The organism is Kocuria sp. HSID17590 (assembly GCF_003989485.1).
GTDB lineage: Bacteria > Actinomycetota > Actinomycetes > Actinomycetales > Micrococcaceae > Kocuria > Kocuria salsicia.
The window spans coordinates 1-19,981 of the sequence record NZ_RBMB01000017.1 but is presented as its reverse complement, the minus strand read 5'-3'; the positions used below and the strand labels follow the sequence as shown (position 1 = coordinate 19,981).

Here is a 19,981-nt window from a genome sequence, read left to right as displayed (position 1 = left end):
TCGGGCCGCTCACCAGTCGAGCAGCCGGCGCGTCACGGCATCGGCCATCAGCCGCCCCGCATCCGTGAGCACGGCCGTGCCCCGCACCGCGGCGGCACCGTCCAGCCAGCCGTCGGCGATCAGCCCGGCCACCGCTTTCCGGCCCTCCGGCTGCAGCTGCGCGGTCTCCAGACCGTCGCGGATCCGGATGCCGAGCATCACGTCCTCCACGTAGCGCGTCTGCGCGTCCAGCGTCTCCCGGCCCGCCGCGGGTGAGACGCCCTGGCGGACCTTGTTCGTGTAGGGCAGGGGGTGCTTGAGGTTCCACCACCGCACGCCGTCGCTGTGGGAGTGCGCTCCGGGGCCGATGCCCCACCAGTCCTGGTTGCGCCAGTAGGCGAGGTTGTGCGCGCTGCGGTTCTCCAGCGCGCTGCGCCCGTGGGCGTCCCGGGACCAGTTGGAGACCTCGTACCACTCGAAACCCGCTTCGCGGAGCATCGCGTCCGCCAGCGTGTACTTCTCCGCCTGGTCGTCCGGATCCACCCGGGGGACCTCGCCCCGGCGCATCTGCGCGGCGAGCTTTGTGCCGTCCTCGATGATCAGCGAGTACGCGGACACGTGGTCCGAGTCCATCTCCAGGGCGGCCTCCAGCGAGGTCCGCCAGTCGGCCACGCTCTCCCCCGGGGTGCCGTAGATCAGGTCCACGCTCGTGCCCAGCCCGCGCTCCTTCGCCCAGCCGACGGCGCGCGGCACGTTTGCCGGCGTGTGCGTGCGTTCGAGCACCCTCAGCACGTGCGGCACGGCGGACTGCATGCCGAAGGACACGCGGGTCACACCGGCCTCGGCCAGCACGTCGAAGGTCTCCGCCGTGACGGAGTCCGGGTTGGCCTCCACGGTCACCTCGGCGTCCGGTGCGAGCCCGAAGCTCTGACGGGCCTGGCCGAGCATGTTCGCGAGCTCCCGGGCTGGGAGCAGCGTGGGGGTGCCCCCGCCGAAGAACACGCTGTGCAGGGCCCGCGGGGGCGCCCCGGCGGCGTCGAGCACTGAACGGGCGAAACGGACCTCTGCCGCGGCGTCGCGGTGGTAGTCGTCCCGGGAGACCCCGTCCCCCAGCTGCTCCATGGTGTAGGTGTTGAAGTCGCAGTAGCCGCAGCGCACCGCGCAGAACGGAACGTGGACGTAGAGGCTCAGGGTGCGGTCCGCGGCGCGGGCCACCGCGCTCGCGGGGAGGGCGCCGTCCGACGGTGCGGGGTCCCCCTCCGGCTGGGCGGGCATTACTTCTTCTTGTCCTTCCCGTTGTCCTCGTCCGAGGACAGCGCGGCCACGAAGGCCTCCTGCGGGACCTCCACGCGGCCGACCATCTTCATGCGCTTCTTGCCCTCCTTCTGCTTCTCGAGCAGCTTGCGCTTGCGGGAGATGTCGCCGCCGTAGCACTTGGAGAGCACGTCCTTGCGGATCGCGCGGATGTTCTCGCGCGCGATGATGCGCGAGCCGATGGCCGCCTGGATGGGGACCTCGTACTGCTGGCGCGGGATCAGCTTCTGCAGCTTGCCCGTCATCAGCACACCGTAGGAGTAGGCCTTGTCCTTGTGGGTGATGGCGCTGAACGCGTCCACCTGTTCACCCTGCAGCAGGATGTCCACCTTCACGAGGTCCGCGGCCTGCTCCCCGTCCGCCTTCCAGTCCAGGGACGCGTAGCCGCGGGTCTTGGACTTGAGCTGGTCGAAGAAGTCGAAGACGATCTCCGCGAGCGGCAACCGGTAGCGCAGCTCCACGCGGTCCTCGGACAGGTAGTCCATGCCCTTCATCTCACCGCGCTTGGACTGGGAGAGCTCCATGACCGCGCCGATGAACTCCGAGGGCACAAGGATCGTCGCGGAGACCATGGGCTCGCGGATCTCCAGGATCCGACCCTCCGGGAACTCGGACGGGTTGGTGACCTCCACCTCGGAGTGGTCCTCGAGCGTCACGTTGTAGGACACGGACGGTGCGGTGGAGATCAGGTCCAGGTTGAACTCGCGCTCCAGACGGTCGCGGGTGATCTCCAGGTGCAGCAGTCCCAGGAAGCCGCAGCGGAAGCCGAAGCCCAGCGCCGTGGACGTCTCGGGCTCGTAGACCAGGGCGGCGTCGTTGAGCTGCAGCTTCTCCAGCGCGTCCCGCAGCACCGGGTAGTCGGAGCCCTCCACCGGGAACAGCCCGGAGAACACCATGGGCTTGGGGTCCTCGTAGCCGCCCAGGGAGTCCTCCGCCGGCTTCTGCTGGTTGGTGACCGTGTCGCCCACGCGCGACTGGCGGACGTCCTTCACGCCCGTGATGAGGTAGCCCACCTCCCCCACGCTCAGGCCCTTCGACGGGATCGGCTCGGGCGAGATCACCCCGATCTCCAGCAGCTCGTGCGTGGCGCCGGTGGACATCATCTGGATCCGCTCGCGCGGCACCAGGGTTCCGTCCACCACGCGCACGTAGGTCACCACGCCGCGGTAGGTGTCGTACACGGAGTCGAAGATCATGGCGCGCGACGGCGCGTCCTTCTTTCCCTGCGGCGCGGGCACGTCCCGCACGATGCGGTCCAGCAGCTCCTCCACGCCCTCACCGGTCTTGCCCGAGACCTTCAGGACGTCCTCGGGCTCCACGCCGATCAGGTTGGCAAGCTCCGCGGCGTACTTCTCCGGCTGCGCGGCCGGGAGGTCGATCTTGTTGAGCACGGGGATGATCGTGAGGTCGTTCTCCAGCGCCAGGTACAGGTTCGCCAGCGTCTGCGCCTCGATGCCCTGGGCGGCGTCCACCAGCAGGATGGTGGCCTCGCACGCCGCCAGCGAGCGGGAGACCTCGTACGTGAAGTCCACGTGGCCCGGGGTGTCGATCATGTTCAGCGCGTAGTCCGTGCCGTCCACGTTCCACGGCATGCGCACGGCCTGGGACTTGATGGTGATCCCGCGCTCGCGCTCGATGTCCATGCGGTCCAGGTACTGGGCCTTCATCTGCCGGGGTGTCACCACGCCCGTGGCCTGGAGCATGCGGTCCGCGAGGGTGGACTTGCCGTGGTCGATGTGGGCGATGATGCAGAAGTTCCTGATCACCGAGGGATCGGTCGAGGCAGGTGCCGGTGGATTGACGGCCAACGGTGACACGGGCGGTCCTTTCGTTCTCAGGATGACTCCCCAGTTTCCCATGCCCACGACGATCGGGCGAACCGGTCCCCCTACGATGTCCCCATGGCCGACATCACTCGACTCATCAACCAGGGACTGCGGCTGTTCCGCATGTACCAGCGCTACTCCGGCGGCTCCGGTTCCCGGGGCGCCGGATCACGCGGTCCCCGCTCCGCGGGCACGGCGACACCGCCCACCGTCGCCCACGACCACGGCACCTCGGGCACCAGGCGGGGCACGGCGACGTCGTCCCCCGCAGGCACCGCCGACTACCCCGGGGACTGGACGGGGCCCGTGCACCCGCAGTGGGACGCCCACCCGGACGGCAAGCCCGATCCCGGGGAGATCGTGTGGAGCTGGGTACCGTACGAGGAGGACCACTCCCGCGGCAAGGACCGGCCCGTGCTGATCGTGGACCGTACCCAGGAGTGGCTGCTGTGCGTGATGCTCACCTCCAAGGACCACGACACCGCCACGCACGACGATCCCAGATACGTGGACGTGGGCACCGGTGGCTGGGACCGCTCGGGGCGGCCGTCCGAGGCGAGGATCGACCGTGTGATCCCGGTGCGCCCGGACGCGGTGCGGCGCGAGGGCACGGTGCTGGACCGGGCCGTGTTCGAGGCCGTGGCGGCGGAGCTCACCTCTCGGCGCTGAGCCGCTCACACCGGCCTGACCCGGGCTCACTGAGCCATACCCTGGGTTCACGCGGGGCCGGGAACGCGCCGCATCCCGGCCCGTCCCGGCACGGACATGACTCGTCTGCTAAAGTGGTCCGCTGTGTGTCCGCGCTGGTCGTCGGGCACAGCGGATGGTTGCCACAGAGCATCCCCACTCTCACAACTCAGTCGATGACCATCCGTGAGCCCTCACTGACCTACTTCCGCAATCGTTCTAGGAGCTACACGTGGCCAACATCAAGTCGCAGAAGAAGCGCAACCTCACCAACGAGAAGGCTCGCCTGCGCAACAACTCTTACAAGTCCGAGCTCAAGACGCTGATCCGCAAGGTGGACCAGGCCGTCGAGTCCGGCAACAAGGACGCCGCCGCGGAGACCCTCCGCAAGGCCTCCCGCAAGCTCGACAAGGCCGTCTCCAAGGGCGTTCTGCACAAGAACACCGCGGCCAACAAGAAGTCCGGTCTGGCCAAGAAGGTCGACAAGATCTGAATCGGCTGACCCCGTCGCACTGACGGAGCCCGAAGGCCCGGCACTCCTCGCGAGTGCCGGGCCTTTGTCTGTCTGCGGGTCTGTGGTGGCGCGCTCGTGGCTCAGTGGTGGCCGGAGGTGGCGATCACGGTGATGGCCCGCTCCACCGCGAAGTACGGGGACCGGGAGGCGCCCTTGACCTGCGCGTCCGCGGCGGCGACGGCCTGCAGCGCACGGGTGACGTCCTGGGCCGTGAAGCGGCGGGCCTCGTTCTGCGCGCGCTCCACCTGCCACGGTGCGGCGCCCACGTCCCGTGCGATCTGACCGGCTCCCCCGCGGGATCCTGCGGCCAGGGCGATCAGGCGCATCTTGGACCCCAGCGTGGCAACCATCGGCACGGGGTCCACGCCCACGTCCACCGCCTGCCGCCACAGTTTCAGTGCCTGCTCGACGTTGCCGGCCACCGCGGCGTCCGCGACCCGGAACGCGGTGACCTCCACGCGGCCGCCGTAGTACTTCTCCACGAGGTCGTGGTCCACCGTGGCGGGCCCGTCCGCGATGAGCTGCGAGCACGCCGCGGCCAGTTCCGCGGTGCTGGTGCCCACGGCGGCCGCGAGAGCGCGGGCGGCGTCGGGCTCGATGCGCTTGCCCTGCGCACGGAACTCGGAGAGGACGAAGGCGGACTTGTCCCGGTCCGACTTCGGCGGGGTGCAGTCGAGCACCACGGCCTTCTCCTTCAGGGCGTCCAGCAGCTTCTTGCCGCGGTTGCCGCCGGCGTGCTGCCACAGGACCGTGACCTCCGGATCCGGGTTGGCCACGTACGACAGGGCGTCCGCGAGCAGGTGCTCGTTCATGCCCGCGAGGTCCTGGACGCACACCAGCTTGGGGTCGTCGAACAGGGACGGACTCGTGACCACGGCCAGTTGGCCCGGCTCGTAGTCCCCGGCGGGGATGTCGGTGACCTCGCACGAGCCGCGCTCAGCCCTGATCTGGTCACGCAGGGACTCCCGGATGCGCTGCAGGATGTACTCGTCCGAGCCGGAGGCCAGCACGAGCGGCTGCGGGGTGGCCTCGCGCCACGACGTCTGGGACGCCGAGGGTGCCTGGCGGCGGGACGAGCTTCGGGCCGGGGTCATGGTGCTCCTCGCGGGTGCCAGTGCTGGACGGATTTCCGAGTGTCCCCGGATCTCCGTGTCTCGTCGGCCCTCCGGGTTTCCCCGGGCGCCGGATTGATGCCGCGCGCCATGGAACGCGCGTTGATCCCTGTCATGCTACCCAGCCTCACCGACAGGATCGGGTGGCGGTGGAGGGCGCCGCGCACGGGTGACGACGGCGCTCGGGTGCCACGCGGCGTCGTCGTCCCCGTTCCGTTCTACCGCCTGCGGGGGTCCCTGCGGTACGCCCGTTCGTACTGGCTCGGTAGCGGCAGTGTCTCTGCGCCGAGGTTCCTGGCGGCGTGCAGGGCGGCGGCGGAGTCACGGAGGGACTGGCGGCCCATGAGGACGACGTCCGCGAGACCGGTCGCGGTGATCTGCTCGGCCTGCCAGGCGTCGTCGATCATGCCCACCGCCGCCACGGGGAGCTCGGCGACGCGGCGCACGTGGGTGGCCAGCGGCACCTGGTAGCCGGGGCCCACGGGGATCTGGGCGGGGACGTTGCCGCCAGACGAGACGTCCACGAGGTCCACGCCGTGCTCCTTGAGCCGCACGGCGAGCGCGGCGGTGTCGTCGGCGGTGAGTCCGCCGTCCGTCCAGTCGGTGCCGGAGAGGCGGACGAGGAGGGGCATGTCGTCGGGGATCTCGGCGCGGAGGGCGTCGGTGGTGCGGAGCAGGAGTCGGGCGCGGTTCTCGGGGGTGCCGCCGTAGGAGTCGTCGCGGTGGTTGCTCAGTGGGGAGAGGAACTGGTGGAGGAGGTAGCCGTGGGCGGCGTGGAGTTCAACGAAGTCCATGCCGGCGTGGACGGCGCGGCGGGCCGAGGCCACGAAGGCGGACACGACGTCGTCGATGCCCTTCTCGTCGAGGGCCTGGGGCGCGGTGAGGCCGGGGAAGGCGACGTCGGACGGACCCACGGTGGGCCAGCCGCCGTCCTGCGGGGCGAGGCTCTCCCCCGGGTTCTCGACGCCCCATGCGGGCTGCGTGCTGGCCTTGCGTCCTGCCTGGGCGAGCTGGATACCGATGGCTGCGCCCTGTCCGTGGGCGAAGTCGACGATGCGGGCGAGGGCGTCCCGCTGCTCGTCGTTCCAGAGTCCGAGGTCGCGCGGGCTGATGCGCCCCTCGGGGACGACGGCGCTGGCCTCCACGATGATGGCCCCGGCGCCGCCCCGGGCGAGTGAGCCGTAGTGGACGAGGTGCCAGTCGGTGGGCTTGCCGTCCTCCCCGAACGCCGAGTACTGGCACATGGGCGGAACCCACAGCCGGTTGCGGACGGTGAGCCCGCGCAGGGTGACCGGTTCGAAGAGGGTGGTGCGCATGGGGAGAGTCTAGGTCTCCGCTCCTCAAGGGGCAGGGATCGTGCGCGTTGAGCACCCTCTCTGCTCTCACGTTTTAGACAGTCCGTTCTAGAACGATTAGTCTGTATCGCGTGGGAAGACCAAGGATGTTCGACGAGACCCAAGTGCTTCGACGTGCGACGGCACTGCTCGGTCAGCGTGGCTTCGACGCCGTGTCGGTAGACGTGGTACTGGGGGCACTGCAGCTGAACCGGGCCAGCTTCTACAAGCTCTACGGGTCCAAGCACGGGCTGGTCCAGGCGGCGCTTGAGCAGGTCTGTGACCGCGCGAGGTCCGGTGACGTCGACCAGGACTCCAGGGACCTGGTGGTGGTGGCGCTGCTGGAACTCGCACCGGTCAGCGACGACATTCGCAAGCTCGCGGGCCAGGCAGTCGACCTGTGCTTCGCCGGTGATCCCCGCCGAGTCGGACAGCACCTGCTGTCCCGCGCCAACCGAACGACGGAATGAGGAGCGCCATGAACAACATCGTCACCCTGACCGACACGACTCTAGTCGTTGAGCCCCAGGGGTTCGACAAGCTCTGGTCGTTCACCAGTCGTCTGTCCATCCCGTGGAGTCACGTTCGTGGCGCCACTCACGATCCCGGCATGAAGGCCGAGCCGAAGGGGTGGCGCGGACCGGGCCTGCGCCGCGGTTCCAAACTGAGCGGGACGTTCCACGCCGACGGGCAACGTCAGTTCTGGAACATCAGTGGCTACGAGAACACCGTGGTCGTCGAACTCGTCGACGAGCGCTTCAGCCGTCTCGTCCTGTCCCTGGACGACCCCGCGCAGCAGGCCGCAGCGATCACCGCGCGGGCTGGTGCCCGCTGACACGAGACGCAGCGGACACCGCCACGGCATGACGGCACGAATGACCCGCCGTCCCCTCACCGCGCAGAGACCACCAGCCTGTTCCCGTCCTTGCGGATCCACAGGGACCCGCTCTCGTCGGTGCGGGCGACGGCGGCATCCACCTCCTGCAGCGCTTGCACCGTCTGGGGGTGCGGGTGGCCGTAGCTGTTGTCCTTCCCCACGGAGATCACGGCGAGCGCCGGATGGGTGTCGTGGATGATGGCGGTGCCGCCGTTGCGGGCTCCGTGGTGGGAGACCTTGAGGACGTCGACGTGCGGGGCGGTGCCGCCGGGGAGGGTTCGGGTGTCCCGTGTGTAGGCCTCTGCTTCGATGTCGCCTCCGGTGAGCCAGGTGGTGGTGCCGTGGGGGCCGGTGAGGGTGAGGTGCAGCAGGAGGGAGGCGTTGTTCTCGTCGTCGGAGCTCACGTGGGTCGCACGGGTGGGGCCTCTGGGCTGAGTGTCCCGACTCCCGTGGGCCGGGGCGGTCTCTGCAGGTGGTTCGGGTCCGAGCACCTCCATGGTGAGGCTCCCGGCCACGAGGCGGTCCCCCACGTGCGGTCGAGTCGCCTTCTCGGCCAGCGGGGCGAGTTCGTCGGGGAGAGCTCCGCCGGCGGTGGAGTACCAGATGCGGTCCACGTCGACGACGTCGGTGAGGCCTTCGAGGCCCGCGACGTGGTCGTCGTGGTCGTGGGTGGCGACGACGGCGTCCAGGTGGGTGATGTCCGCCTGGTGCAGGCATCGCTGCAGGGCCCGGGGGTCGGGGCCGCCGTCGACGAGCACCGCGCTGTGTTCCCCGGTGCGGTGCAGCACGGCATCCCCCTGCCCGACGTCGCACACCACGGACTCCCACTGCGGTGCGGGGCGCAACCACCACACCACGGCCGTGACCAGGAGCGCGAGCAGTGTGAGGGCCGCGGTGACGGCGAGGGCGCGGCGTCGGAACCGGTGCTCGCGGGCGCGGACGCGCCACACGGCGTCGGGCACGGGCGGTTCGGCGGGAGCAGAGGTGACGGTGCCGCGGGTGGGCCCGGGGCGACGCATGCGGCGGTCGAGGGCGTGCAGAGCCGCGAGCGCCACAAGGGTGGCCGCGGTGAGCAGGGCGATCCCGGTGGGCCCCGGGGGCCAGGGCAGGTGCGCGCCGGGGAGCCTGGCGAAGGTGTCGGCGATGCGTCCGAGCAGGCGCGCGGGGTAGGAGGCGAGACCCACGGGCAGTCCGGCGGTCCGTTCCCACGCGGTGAACACGGCGGGTTCCGGAGCAGCGGGCACGAGCAGCTGGAGCACCGGGGTGAGGAGGTGTCCCGCGAGCAGGACACAGACCGCGAGCAGCCCGGCAACGGTCACGACCGGCACGAGCGGGGAGGCCGCCATGTTCGCGGGCAGGCTGTAGAGCGGCAGCGTGGGGTTGAGCAGGAGCAGCACGGGCCCGCACCACAGCTGGGCCACGAGCGGGACGGCCACGCACACCGCGAGCACCGCCGGCAGACGCGTGGCGAGCAGCCGGGTGACCGGGCGGGCGCTGACGACGATGCCCGCCGTCGCCAGCACGGAGAGCACGAACCCGTAGTCGATGGCCAGCTGCGGTTCCACGAGCACGAGACCCGTCACCGCGGCACACAGGGCGCTGAGGCTCACCCCCGGGCGGCCGGTGAGCATGGCGATCCCGCCGAGGGCGCCCATCACCCCGGCGCGCAGCACGGAGGGGTCCGGACCCACCAGCACCACGAAACCCGCGAGCGCCGCCAGCCCCGCGAGGACGCACCCGCGGCGCCCCGCCCCGAGGGTGAGAGCCGCGTAGCCGGTCAGCGTCATCACGAGCGCGCAGTTGGAACCGGAGACGGCGGTCAGGTGGGTGAGCCCGGTGTCCTTCATGCTCTGGGCCAGCGCGTCGGGCAGCCGGGAGGTGTCCCCCACGGTCATGCCGGGCACGAGTCCCGCACTCACCGCGCCGTGCTTCCCGGCGATGCGCGCGAGATCCTGGCGGACGGTTGTCCGCAGGCCGGGCCCGTGCGCCTGTTCCCCTCCGTCGTGCGCAGGGACGGGCGGTGAGGAGCCCCTCAGGGTGAGGCGTGCCGGTTCCGCGGTAGCGGTCACCCTCAGCACGGCCTCCACGCGCTCGCCGGCCTCGAGGATGCCCCACGCCGGGTCCGTGGCGAAGACTGTAGCGGCGACGTCCTGCGGCGCGCCGTCCGCGACGGTGATGCGCAGGTCCACGGCCACCCCGTGGGACGCCTCCTGCTCCCCCGGCGCAGGACCCACAGTGTAGGGCGACGGCGCTCCCTGGACGTCTGCCTGGACACGCACCACCGAACCGGCGGGGTGGGCGGCCAGGAACTCCTGGGCGGGGGCGGTGGCCGCAAGCGCCGTGACGATCCCCGCGGTGGCCGCGATCACGATGACCAGGGGCAGCACGAGCGCGGACCCGAGACGACGCCGCGCGCCCACACCAGCTGGCCGTGACGACGTCTGCCCAGGTACTGGTTGCCCGAATTCCTCACTCGGGAATTGTCGTGGTGCGCCCGCGGACCGCCGACAACCACGAGCCCGCTCGCGACTACCGGGTCGTCCGCCACGACGAGACCTCAGGACCCAGGTGCGGAATCGGCGGAGGACGCGGTCCCTGAACCATGTGGGAGGGGACCACGCCGCCGTGAAGAGGGCCGCGCATAGGAGCGCGCCCCTGCTCCCGACCGCCCAGCCGCTCAGGAGCGTGAGGATCGAGCACACCCACGTGCTCACCGCCACCGGGAGCAGCCGCAGGTCACACTGACCCGTCATGCTGAGACCAGGGGAAGCAACGCCTCCAGCAGCGCGGGGCCCACGCCGCTGACGTCGTCGAGCTGCTCGGGCGCGGTGAATGGCCCGTGCTGGGTGCGGAAGTCCACGATCCGCTGCGCCAGCACGGGCCCCACCCGGGGAAGGGTCTCCAGCTCCGCGGCCGTGGCGGTGTTGAGGTTCACCAGCGCCCCGCCCGCGGCCGCTGCTCCGGAAGCCGTGGCACCCGCAGTACCGTTTCCCCCGGAACCGCCGCTCGCCGCCCCACTGGAACCCGCAGTACCACCGGCACTGGAAGCCGCTCCGGAACCGGCCGCCGACCCGGCCGCCGTTGCGGAGCCGGAGGATGATGTCGTTCCTCCGGTCTGCTCTGCGGCCACCCGATCAGCGTTGGTCTTGTTGGGGATCGTGATCTGCGCACCGTCCTGCACGGGCTGCGCGAGGTTGATCCGGTCTTTCACCGCCACGGAGGTGAATCCCCCAGCGGCCTGCACGGCGTCCATCACGCGGGCACCCGGAGAGAGGGTGACCACGGAGGGGTCCTTGACCTCTCCGACCACGTGCACGGTGAGCACTACCGTGTCCTGCGCGCGGGCCGTCGACACGTCCGAGGCCTCTGCCCCTCCTGAGCTGGCGTGGGACGTGGCGCTGGCGCGGCCGTGAGTGGACGCGCCCGACGACTCCCCGGCTCTCGCTCCGTCACCTGGCGCCTCGTCGTCGTTCGCCGCCTCCGTTCCCTCGCCAGAGACCGCGGCAGAGGTGACCAGGGCCGCTTCGTCCCCGCGCGAGAGCAGGGAGATCCCACCCAGCGCCACCGCGAGCAGCAGCACCACACACAGCACCACCACCGCGGGGCGGGAGAGCCGACGCCGCACAAGAACGTCCTCGCGGTGCCGGGAACGCGCTTCCTCTGCCGGTGAGTCCCCCGCGGGATTGTCATCCCCGGGCAGCGTGGTCCCACCTGCTGCGCCGGAAGACCCGTCCTCCCCCAGCAGCGCCGCCAACCGCTCGGTGGCCTGGCTGTCCCGAAACCGCCGTCGTCCCCTGACATCGATGCCGCTCATGCGGACCACTCCACCCCAACGACCATGCTGACGTGGGCCGACTCCCCGTTCGTGTGGAGGGCAGCGGATGCCCACACCTCACGAAGCGGGCTGTGCAGGCCTCTCGCCGTGCCACACCGGCGCGGATGTGGACCCTTCCACCACCGCGGCCTTCGTCCCGAGCCCCACGTGCGCGCTGAGCACGGGCGGCAGGTCGCTGATGACCAGCTCGGCCTCGGGGCGGTAGCGGTCCCGCAGCACCTCGCCGATCTCCCGCGCCCCGTTGGCATCCGCCACGTGGTGCAGGCACAGCACCGGCCGCTCGGGCTCCGCGTGGGCCAGCGCCTCCCCCACGAGCGTCATGAACCGCGCCCTCGCCTTCGCCAGGGACACCGGCCGCTCCACGGTCACGATCTTCCCCTCCGCCAGGCTCAGCAGCGGCTTGATCTGCAGCACGGAGCCCACCCTCGCCGTGGTCGGGTTGATCCGCCCGCCGCGGCGCAGCGTCTCCAGCGAGCGCACCTGGATGAGCACCTGCGCGCGCTGAGCAGCCTCGCGGGCGGCCTGGGCGACGTCGTCGATCCCGGCCCCCGACGCCGCCGCCTGCAGCGCCGCGCGCACTGCCAGTCCCTGCCCGAGCCCGGCGCTCTGTGTGTCAACGATCCGCACGGGGATCCCGATCTCCTGCCGTGCGATCCGCGTCGCGCCCACGGTTCCGGAGAGCTCCCCGGAGAGGTGCACGGAGACGACGGCGTCGAAGCCCTCCGCCTCGAAGCGCCGGTACGCCGCCCGCAGCTGACCGGGTGCGGGCCGGGAGGTGGTCACGGGCTTCCCCTCGGCGAGCGCGACGACCAGTGAGGAGAGCGTGTCCGACTCGTCCTCGGTGTGCAGCTGCCCGCCGATCAGCACGGGCATGTCCACGAGCGCAAAACCGCCGGCCGTCGTGTAGTCGCTGAGCCAGGAGGTGGGCAGGGCTGCGGCGCTGTCGGCGACGACGGCGACGCGGCGGAGCGCGGCGTCGCCGTGACCCGCAACGGGACGGAGCCCGCCCTCCGGCTCGCTCGAGTCGGGGGTCGGGCTCCGCGAACCGTGGCCGGTCATCAGACCACGATGTTCACGAGCTTGGGGGCGCGCACGATGACCTTGCGCACCGTGGCATCGGCCAGCAGCCGCTGCACGGCCGGGGAGCCCATGGCGGCGGCCTCGAGGTCCTCGTCGGTGATGTCCGCGGGGACCTCCAGGCGGTCGCGGACCTTGCCCTTGATCTGCACGACGGCGGTCACGGTGTCCTCCACGAGCAGCGCGGGGTCCACGGTGGGCCAGGGGGCACGCACCACGGAGTCCTCGTGCCCGAGCAGGTGCCACATGTCCTCCGAGGTGTAGGGCGCCACGAGGGACAGCAGGATCGTGACGGCCTCCACGGCCTCGCGCACGGCGGGGTCCGCGGGGCCGCAGCCGGAGTCGATGGCCTTGCGCACCGCGTTGACCAGCTCCATGGTGCGGGCGATGACCACGTTGAACTTCCCGGCGTCCAGCAGCTGCTCGGCGTCCGCGACGGTCTTGTGGGTCGCGCTGCGCAGGGCCTTGTCACCGTCGGCGAACGGCGCGGCGGGGTCCGCGGTGCAGTCCTGGGCGAGGCGCCACGCGCGGGCCAGGAACTTCTGGGCACCCTGGGGCGAGACGTCCGCCCAGTCGACGTCGTCCTCCGGCGGGGAGGCGAAGACCATGGTCAGGCGCACGGCGTCCACGCCGAACTCGTCCAGCTGCTCGCCCAGGTCCACACCGTTGCCCAGGGACTTGGACATCGCCTTGCCGCCGTTGAGCACCTGGCCCTGGTTCAGCAGCGCCTTGAACGGCTCGGTGAAGCCCACCAGGCCGAAGTCGTAGAGCGCCTTGGTGAAGAAACGCGAGTACAGCAGGTGCAGGATCGCGTGCTCCACACCGCCCACGTACTGGTCCACGGGCAGCCACCGGTCCACGGCGGCACGCTCGAACGGGCCCGTCTCGTCCTTCGGGGACGCGTAGCGCAGGTAGTACCAGGAGGAGTCCACGAAGGTGTCCATGGTGTCGGTGTCGCGCTTCGCGGGACCGCCGCACGCGGGGCAGCTCACGTTCACCCAGTCCGACGCCGCCGCGAGCGGGCTCTGCCCCTTGGGCGCCAGCTGCTCACCGCGCAGGTCCTCGGGCAGCCGCACCGGCAGCTGGTCCTCGGGCACGGGCACCTCACCGCAGGAGGGGCAGTGGATGATCGGGATGGGCGCCCCCCAGAACCGCTGCCGGGACAGCAGCCAGTCCCGCAGCCGGAAGTTCACGTGGCGCTCACCGGTGCCGGCCTCGGTCACGATCTCGATGGCCTTGTCCAGGGCCTCGGCCTTGGGCAGCCCGTCCAGGGGCCCGGAGTTGACCAGGGTGCCGTCGCCGTTCGCGGCCACACCCGTCTCGGCGGGGTCCTCCTCGCCGGTGTCCAGGACCGTGCGCACGGGCAGGTCGAACGCGCGGGCGAAGTCCAGGTCCCGCTGGTCGTGGGCGGGCACGGCCATGATCACACCGGTGCCGTAGTCCGCCAGCACGTAGTCCGAGGCCCACACCGGCAGCTTCTCCCCGGTCAGCGGGTTCACCGCGTACCGGCCCAGGAACACACCGGTCTTATCCCGGTCCGAGGACTGGCGCTCGATGTCCGAGAGAGCCTTGACCTGCTCCCGGTACTCCGCGAGCGCGGCGGCCTGCTCGGGGGCCACGATCTCGGAGGCGATGGCGGCGTCCGCGGCGACCACGCAGAACGTGGCACCGTAGAGGGTGTCCGGGCGGGTGGTGAAGACGGTGACCTCGCGCCCGGAGGTGTCCGCGGCGTCGGCCCCCTCCGCGGGGGCGCCCTCGATGAGGAACGTCACGTGCGCGCCCTCGGAGCGTCCGATCCAGTTGCGCTGCATGGCGAGCACGCGCTCGGGCCAGTGGCCCTCGAGCTCGGTCATGTCGTCCAGCAGCCGCTGGGCGTAGTCGGTGATCTTGAAGTACCACTGGTTCAGGGACTTCTTGGTCACGGGCGTGTGGCAGCGCTCGCACAGCCCGTTGACCACCTGCTCGTTGGCGAGCACGGTCTGGTCCTTGGGGCACCAGTTGACCGGGGAGTCCTTCCGGTAGGCGAGCCCGTTCTTGTAGAACTGCAGGAACAGCCACTGGGTCCACCGGTAGTACTCGGGGTCGGAGGTGTGGATCTCGCGGTCCCAGTCCACGCTGATCGCGTAGCGCTTGAAGGACTCGCGCTGGGTGTCGATGTTGCGGTAGGTCCACTCGGCGGGGTGCGCGTCACGCTTGATCGCGGCGTTCTCCGCGGGCAGCCCGAAGGAGTCCCATCCGATGGGGTGCATCACGTCGTAGCCGCGGTGCAGCCAGTAGCGGGAGACCACGTCCCCCATGGCGAACGCCTCCGCGTGGCCCATGTGCAGGTCACCCGAGGGGTACGGGAACATGTCGAGCACGTAGCGACGCGGCAGGGAGCCGTCGTCGAGGGGCGCGAAGACCCGGTGCTTCTCCCAGTAGCCGGACCAGGTGTCCTCGATCCGCCGGGTGTCGTAGTCGGTGCCCGCCTCCGGGGTGCTGTGCTCGCTCACGTGCCTCGCCTTCAGGGTTCACGGGGCCGGGCTGCTCCCGCGCCCGGGTTCCGAGGCGACGGCCTGGTCCCCCGTGGTGGTGTGTGGGGATCCCTCACAGTTTAGACCAGCCCGCCGCACCCGCCGTTCCCACGCGCCACCGCTACCATGGGTGCGCTGAACCCGGAACTTTGGAGGCCACGGTGGAGAACCCCTACGCAGAACGCCGCAGCGTGGAACTGGACGGCTACCGCGTGCGGTACTGGTTCTACGACGCGGACAGGCAGCGCAAACCCCTGCTGGTCATGCTCCACGGCTTCCGCGGGGACCACCACGGGCTGCAGCTGATCGCGAGCGCCCTGCGGGAGAAGTACCACGTCGTGGTCCCGGACCTGCCGGGCTTCGGGCGCTCCGAGCCGTTCCCGGACCGGGAGCACTCCGTGGCGAACTACGTGGACTTCACCCGGGCGTTCATCACCGCGCTGACCGACGGCGCCGTGTCCCCGGACTCCGAGACCGGCGTGGTGCTGCTCGGGCACTCCTTCGGCTCCACCGTGGCCGCCCACTTCGCCGCCGCGCACCCCTCCATGGTGGAGCGGCTGGTGCTCGTGAACCCCATCTCGCAGCCGGCGCTCGCGGGCTCGCAGAAGAAGCTGACGAAGCTCACCGAGCTCTACTACGGGGTGGGCGCCTCCCTGCCGCAGCGGCTGGGCACCCGCCTGCTGTCCTCGAACACCGTGGTCAAGCTCATGACGGACGTGATGGTCAAGTCCGAGGACCCGGAGGTCAAGCACTACGCCCTGCGCCAGCACCAGGCCTACTTCAACGCCTTCGCCAACCGGCAGGTGGTCAGCGAGGCGTACCAGGCGTCGATCTCCCGCACCGTGGCAGAGGTGGCCATGCAGCTGAGCATGCCCACCCTGCTGATCGTGGGCGAGCTCGACGACCTCGGCTCCGTGGACTCCCAGCGCACCATGGCCTCCTGGATCCGCAGCCACAGCCTCAAGATCATCCCCGGCGTGGGACACCTGATCCACTACGAGACCCCCACCCTGGCCGCGCAGTACGTCGAGGAGTTCCTGAGCTCCCCCGCACCCGAACCGCTGGAGGGCTACGACAGGCTGCCCCACGCGGACACCACCGTCTCCACCCCGGACCAGCTCACGGGGATGCTCCCGGCCGTCTCCCCGGACGACGGCGCACGCCAGTTCGCGCGCGAGACAGAGGCCCGCGGGCTCGACGGGAGCGCCCGGACGACGGCTCCCGCGGACGAGCACCACGAGCACGCTGACGCGCGCCACCGGGACGGGACCCGGCAGAAGTGAAGCTGCTCTTCGACGCCCGGTACATCCGCACCGACCACCACGACGGCATCAGCCGCTACAGCGCCGAGCTGCTCACCGCCACCGCCCGCGCCGTGGCCGAGGACCCCCGGGTGCGGCTGTGCGCGCTGGTCAGCGACCCCGCCCAGGCCGCGTTCTTCCCCGAGCTGCCGACCATCACGGGGCCCTCCGTGACGTCCCCGGCGGAGGCACTCACCGCGCTCGCCGTGAACAGGTACGCACCCGACGTCGTCTTCTCCCCCATGCAGACCATGGGCTCCCTGGGCCGCCGCCACCGACTCATCCTCACGCTGCACGACCTCATCTACTACGAGCACCCCCAGCCGCCCGGGGACCTGCCGCTGCCCGTGCAGTGGGGGTGGCGCGCCTACCACAAGGCGTGGTGGCCCCAGCGGCTCACCCTGAACCGCGCGGACGCCGTGACCACCGTCTCCGAGACGTCGAGGCAGCAGATCCTCGCGCACCGCCTCACGAAACGGGACGTGCGCGTGGTCGCCAACGCCGCGCCGTCGTCCGGGATCCCGGAGGCCGAGGCCCTCGACCGGCTCGCACACCGCGGGACGGACCTCGTGTACATGGGCTCGTTCCTGCCCTACAAGAACGTGGAGACCCTGCTGCGCGCCATGGCCCACCTGCCGGGGCACACGCTGCACCTGCTCTCCCGGATCACCCCCGCGCGGGAGGCTCAGCTGCGGACGCACGTCCCGGACGGCGCGCACGTGGTCTTCCACCGCGGGGTGGGCGAGGACGAGTACCGCGAGCTGCTCACCTCGTGCGCCGCACTCGTCACGGCTTCGCGCGCGGAGGGCTACGGGCTGCCGCTCGTGGAGGCCTTCGCGCAGGGCGCGCCCGTCGTGTGCTCGGACCTGCCGATCTTCCACGAGGTCGCCGGGAACGCCGCCGGCTACGCCCCCGCGGACGACGACGCCGCCTTCGCCGCCCGGGTGCGCGAGCTCATCGACCCGGCCGTGGCCCGCGAGCGCGTGCTCGCCGGACTGCAACGGATCCGCGAGCACACGTGGGAGGACTCCGCCCGAGACCTGCTGGACTTGGCGTGGGAGCTGCAACAGCGGGGCTGAGCCATGATGTCCAGTTCTCAAACTGGTACGAACAGTAAATGAAAAACAGCGATTGTGCGACCGAAAATAACAAGGGGAATCGCAATTACCCGGTAAGCTGATAAGCCAACATGACGTATATACGATTAATAATTCAGGCATTTTTCTTGAATTAACTTCGTACTTACCTGCATCGAAGAAGTTTGAAACCACACAAATATGATAAATAAAATACTACCGTGTAAGCAATTTCTTTTTTGCATCAATCTGAGTATTAACTTTTATTCAGTCATAATATATATCCCTACCCTGCAGAGGCCGCGGACCTAATCATCGAGAAACGTGTGAATCTGCATCTTCCCCAGTATAACAATTACGAGTTACACATTTGATTGCCCGGTGGTATCCATTTATCATGGGCGATTGGGGACAAGATTATATCCAGACTTTACGGGTTCTAATTCCTACAAGCGCTTTCGGGCCACCATAAGACATCGCCTGGTTAGGCCTATCAATGCTTAAATTTAGTCAATTACTTCATAGATAGTGCCCTACTCATGCGCGTGGCCACGTAAAAACTATGGATTCAGAACTTTACGATATTTATATCCACCCTTAATTGTGCCAGGTACTTGCTCAAGCACCCCTTGTTTAATCATGTTAGCAAGAATGCGTCTCATTTTACTATCACTTTGAATATTTGTAAGTTCCCTCGCTTTACGGTTAGTAATGTCCTCTGCCTTGTCTAAATAACGCAATATAATCGTCGCAGGACTATCCAGAGGTGAGTGCCTGATCGTGACGAGCACCCCGTTTTCAGTTTCATTAATTTCGGGTTCAGCTAAACGCATGTCCGTCATTGCTTGAAATGCGGTCATGAGACCTTCGCCCACATTTTTATTGGGCGCATCGGAAAATTTGTGCAACATTCTCTCGATCATCGTATTTCGTGAGAATCGAGCACCTGGGAGGTTTCTAGGGGTGACGTTTCCCGGCAGACGTCCGGGACTCTCAACCTCGACACGGTCGTCAAAGATACGAACGTGAATGTTGTCCTGTATTGAGTAGTCTCTATGAATAACCGCATTTGCAAGAATCTCATGTAAAGTCTCAGGGGGATAGGATATATCTTCTAGACTCGCACTTTTCACAGTTTCAATTAATTCAGTAACCTTTTTCACGGCCGAATCGATTTGCTTAATAGCCGATCCCTCGATGTTCCAAGTTTTGCCGTCAACGAGATGGTCCCTCATTCCAATCTCGTCCGTTGAGGCATACCGGTAAACCATCACCGATGCCTTTGGGAGAACTGCCTGGGGCTCGTCAGCGAAAAGTACTACAGCAGCCACAGTCGGTCGTTCGGACACTATCATCATTTGTGATCGGAGCCATGGCTCTGGCTCAGAAAAAGTGAGGGCATCAATTACAAACTCTGTGATCTGCAAGGAATCTGTGACCATGGCCAATGACGCCTGAGTCGTAGAGGTCTCGTAGGAGGTAACGCCTTTTGCCAGTTTCAACTCTTCAATTTCACAGGGAGAAGATAGCCGTTTTACGCTAGCCGCACCACGTATATAAATATCTCCCGCAGATGTCTTACAAATGTAGCGAGTTTTTCCGATTGTAACACGCAGTACATATCCAGATGAGTTAGGATTAAAAAGAGTGTCGTACTGAAATGTATCCGATGCAGGAAACGCATTCATTAAGACATGAACATGACCATTCATATCTTCAATTCTACTGAAGCCACTCCACTCAAAAATTCCGGGAGACACCTCCTCAATTCCAACATAGAATTCTCCCCCAGAAGAGTTGGCGAAGGCCGAAACCTGCTTTTCGAGCGACGCAGGCCTAATGGCCTTACTCTTGAAATCAATATAGTGATCCTCAGAGCGTTCTAGAAGGGTCGTAACCTCTTCGTTGCTGATAGTTAGATGATCCACAGAGTTCTCCTAAAGGTTACCGCTACACTCGCTATTTCAATCGTTGTAGGTAATATTATTGCTGCAAATAATTAAATGAATATGTGGAACACAATTCGCTTTGGCGTATGGGCAATCCACCAGGGATCACACCTGAGTAGTACTTTCAGGCTGCGTATGCGAATAAAGAACGCAAGTATTAGGCCATATAATCGGCGTTCGATTTTCTTTTTGCCATGGTACTCTTGTCAATATATTTATATATTACCTCGATTCAAGGGTTACCGCATCATCCTCCTGTTTTACAGCAGGTCGGCGACGTCGCAGCGCACCGTCACCGGCGCGTGTTCGCGCAGCGCCGAAGCGCGCGCCTTCTCCGCCCGCAGGGCACCGGTGACCCGCGGGGCGATCCCGAAACCGAAGAACAGCAGCGCCCGGTACGGGCGGTTCCCGCCGCGCCCCGGGGAGCGGGCGACGTCGGCTCCGTCCAGCGTCGCGGCGTCGTCCGTGGCGGGCTCGGCGAGGTCCGCACCGTTGCCGGGCGTCGGCTCCACCGGTGCGGGACCGACCACGCGCACGCGCTCGGGCAGAGCGAGGTCCAGCAGGGTGGCCTCCACGGCGTCGCGCGG

General features: G+C 68.0%; 15 protein-coding genes and 1 pseudogene. 6 read left to right on the top strand and 10 right to left on the bottom strand.

What is annotated here, in order from left to right:
* Nucleotides 1-9 precede the first annotated feature (9 nt).
* Nucleotides 10-1,254 (bottom strand): radical SAM family heme chaperone HemW, encoded by a 1,245-nt coding sequence (hemW, locus tag D8M39_RS07440; RefSeq protein ID WP_055084709.1) that lies wholly within the window; start codon nt 1,252-1,254, stop codon nt 10-12.
* A complete protein-coding gene (gene lepA / locus D8M39_RS07435; protein WP_055084708.1) occupies nt 1,254-3,110 on the bottom strand; it encodes a translation elongation factor 4 in 1,857 nt (618 codons plus the stop codon). Before lepA ends, hemW begins: the two co-directional genes overlap by 1 nt.
* A gap of 84 nt (nt 3,111-3,194) precedes the next feature.
* Between lepA and D8M39_RS07430 the strand changes: the two genes are divergently transcribed.
* Together D8M39_RS07430 and rpsT are read left to right on the top strand one after the other, a co-directional pair.
* A complete protein-coding gene (locus D8M39_RS07430; protein WP_055084706.1) occupies nt 3,195-3,788 on the top strand; it encodes a type II toxin-antitoxin system PemK/MazF family toxin in 594 nt (197 codons plus the stop codon).
* 250 nt (nt 3,789-4,038) lie between these two features.
* On the top strand, nt 4,039-4,299 hold the full coding sequence (gene rpsT, locus D8M39_RS07425) for a 30S ribosomal protein S20 (RefSeq protein WP_055084704.1): 261 nt from the start codon (nt 4,039-4,041) through the stop codon (nt 4,297-4,299).
* A 101-nt stretch (nt 4,300-4,400) separates the two neighbouring features.
* Here the strand turns inward: rpsT and holA are convergent, their stop codons facing one another.
* Together holA and D8M39_RS07415 are read right to left on the bottom strand one after the other, a co-directional pair.
* Nucleotides 4,401-5,414, bottom strand: coding sequence for a DNA polymerase III subunit delta (gene holA, locus D8M39_RS07420; protein WP_094393924.1), 1,014 nt, complete (start codon nt 5,412-5,414; stop codon nt 4,401-4,403).
* A gap of 236 nt (nt 5,415-5,650) precedes the next feature.
* Entirely contained in the window at nt 5,651-6,748 is a 1,098-nt protein-coding gene (locus D8M39_RS07415; RefSeq protein WP_126874748.1) for an NADH:flavin oxidoreductase/NADH oxidase, read from the bottom strand.
* A 125-nt stretch (nt 6,749-6,873) separates the two neighbouring features.
* On the opposite strand from D8M39_RS07415, the gene D8M39_RS07410 reads away from it, so the two are divergent.
* Nucleotides 6,874-7,236 carry a TetR/AcrR family transcriptional regulator gene (locus D8M39_RS07410; RefSeq protein WP_126874747.1) on the top strand — a complete coding sequence of 121 codons (363 nt, stop codon included), beginning with the start codon at nt 6,874-6,876 and terminating at the stop codon, nt 7,234-7,236.
* A gap of 8 nt (nt 7,237-7,244) precedes the next feature.
* The gene (locus D8M39_RS07405) at nt 7,245-7,601 is read left to right on the top strand and encodes a hypothetical protein (protein WP_055084696.1); all 357 of its coding nucleotides are present in this window, start codon (nt 7,245-7,247) and stop codon (nt 7,599-7,601) included.
* A 56-nt stretch (nt 7,602-7,657) separates the two neighbouring features.
* Here the strand turns inward: D8M39_RS07405 and D8M39_RS07400 are convergent, their stop codons facing one another.
* The 4 genes from D8M39_RS07400 to leuS form a co-directional block, all read right to left on the bottom strand.
* Entirely contained in the window at nt 7,658-10,030 is a 2,373-nt protein-coding gene (locus D8M39_RS07400) for a ComEC/Rec2 family competence protein (protein WP_161971384.1), read from the bottom strand.
* A 362-nt stretch (nt 10,031-10,392) separates the two neighbouring features.
* Entirely contained in the window at nt 10,393-11,457 is a 1,065-nt protein-coding gene (locus D8M39_RS12770; protein WP_094393914.1) for a ComEA family DNA-binding protein, read from the bottom strand.
* Nucleotides 11,458-11,535: 78 nt separating this feature from the next.
* Nucleotides 11,536-12,537 carry a DegV family protein gene (locus tag D8M39_RS07390; protein ID WP_094393912.1) on the bottom strand — a complete coding sequence of 334 codons (1,002 nt, stop codon included), beginning with the start codon at nt 12,535-12,537 and terminating at the stop codon, nt 11,536-11,538.
* Complete coding sequence (leuS, locus tag D8M39_RS07385; protein WP_094393909.1) at nt 12,537-15,047, bottom strand: leucine--tRNA ligase; 2,511 nt, start codon at nt 15,045-15,047, stop codon at nt 12,537-12,539. The genes D8M39_RS07390 and leuS overlap by 1 nt, the downstream gene beginning before the upstream one ends.
* 182 nt (nt 15,048-15,229) lie before the next feature.
* Between leuS and D8M39_RS07380 the strand changes: the two genes are divergently transcribed.
* Together D8M39_RS07380 and D8M39_RS07375 are read left to right on the top strand one after the other, a co-directional pair.
* Entirely contained in the window at nt 15,230-16,351 is a 1,122-nt protein-coding gene (locus D8M39_RS07380; RefSeq protein WP_094394762.1) for an alpha/beta fold hydrolase, read from the top strand.
* Nucleotides 16,348-17,448: a glycosyltransferase family 1 protein gene (locus tag D8M39_RS07375; RefSeq protein ID WP_126874745.1), complete on the top strand. Its 1,101-nt coding sequence runs from the start codon at nt 16,348-16,350 to the stop codon at nt 17,446-17,448. The genes D8M39_RS07380 and D8M39_RS07375 overlap by 4 nt, the downstream gene beginning before the upstream one ends.
* A 557-nt stretch (nt 17,449-18,005) precedes the next feature.
* On the opposite strand, the gene D8M39_RS07370 is transcribed toward D8M39_RS07375, so the two are convergent.
* Nucleotides 18,006-19,373 (bottom strand): ATP-binding protein, encoded by a 1,368-nt coding sequence (locus D8M39_RS07370; protein WP_126874744.1) that lies wholly within the window; start codon nt 19,371-19,373, stop codon nt 18,006-18,008.
* Between the two features lie 281 nt (nt 19,374-19,654).
* A pseudogene (locus tag D8M39_RS12625) lies at nt 19,655-19,981 on the bottom strand (primosomal protein N'); the annotation flags it as partial.

Coding starts and splice junctions, on each gene's coding strand:
- hemW (WP_055084709.1), bottom strand. CDS start 1,254: ATGCCCGCCCAGCCGGAGGGGGACCCCGCACCGTCGGACGGCGCCCTC.
- D8M39_RS07430 (WP_055084706.1), top strand. CDS start 3,195: ATGGCCGACATCACTCGACTCATCAACCAGGGACTGCGGCTGTTCCGC.
- holA (WP_094393924.1), bottom strand. CDS start 5,414: ATGACCCCGGCCCGAAGCTCGTCCCGCCGCCAGGCACCCTCGGCGTCC.
- D8M39_RS07415 (WP_126874748.1), bottom strand. CDS start 6,748: ATGCGCACCACCCTCTTCGAACCGGTCACCCTGCGCGGGCTCACCGTC.
- D8M39_RS07410 (WP_126874747.1), top strand. CDS start 6,874: ATGTTCGACGAGACCCAAGTGCTTCGACGTGCGACGGCACTGCTCGGT.
- D8M39_RS07405 (WP_055084696.1), top strand. CDS start 7,245: ATGAACAACATCGTCACCCTGACCGACACGACTCTAGTCGTTGAGCCC.
- D8M39_RS12770 (WP_094393914.1), bottom strand. CDS start 11,457: ATGAGCGGCATCGATGTCAGGGGACGACGGCGGTTTCGGGACAGCCAG.
- D8M39_RS07390 (WP_094393912.1), bottom strand. CDS start 12,537: ATGACCGGCCACGGTTCGCGGAGCCCGACCCCCGACTCGAGCGAGCCG.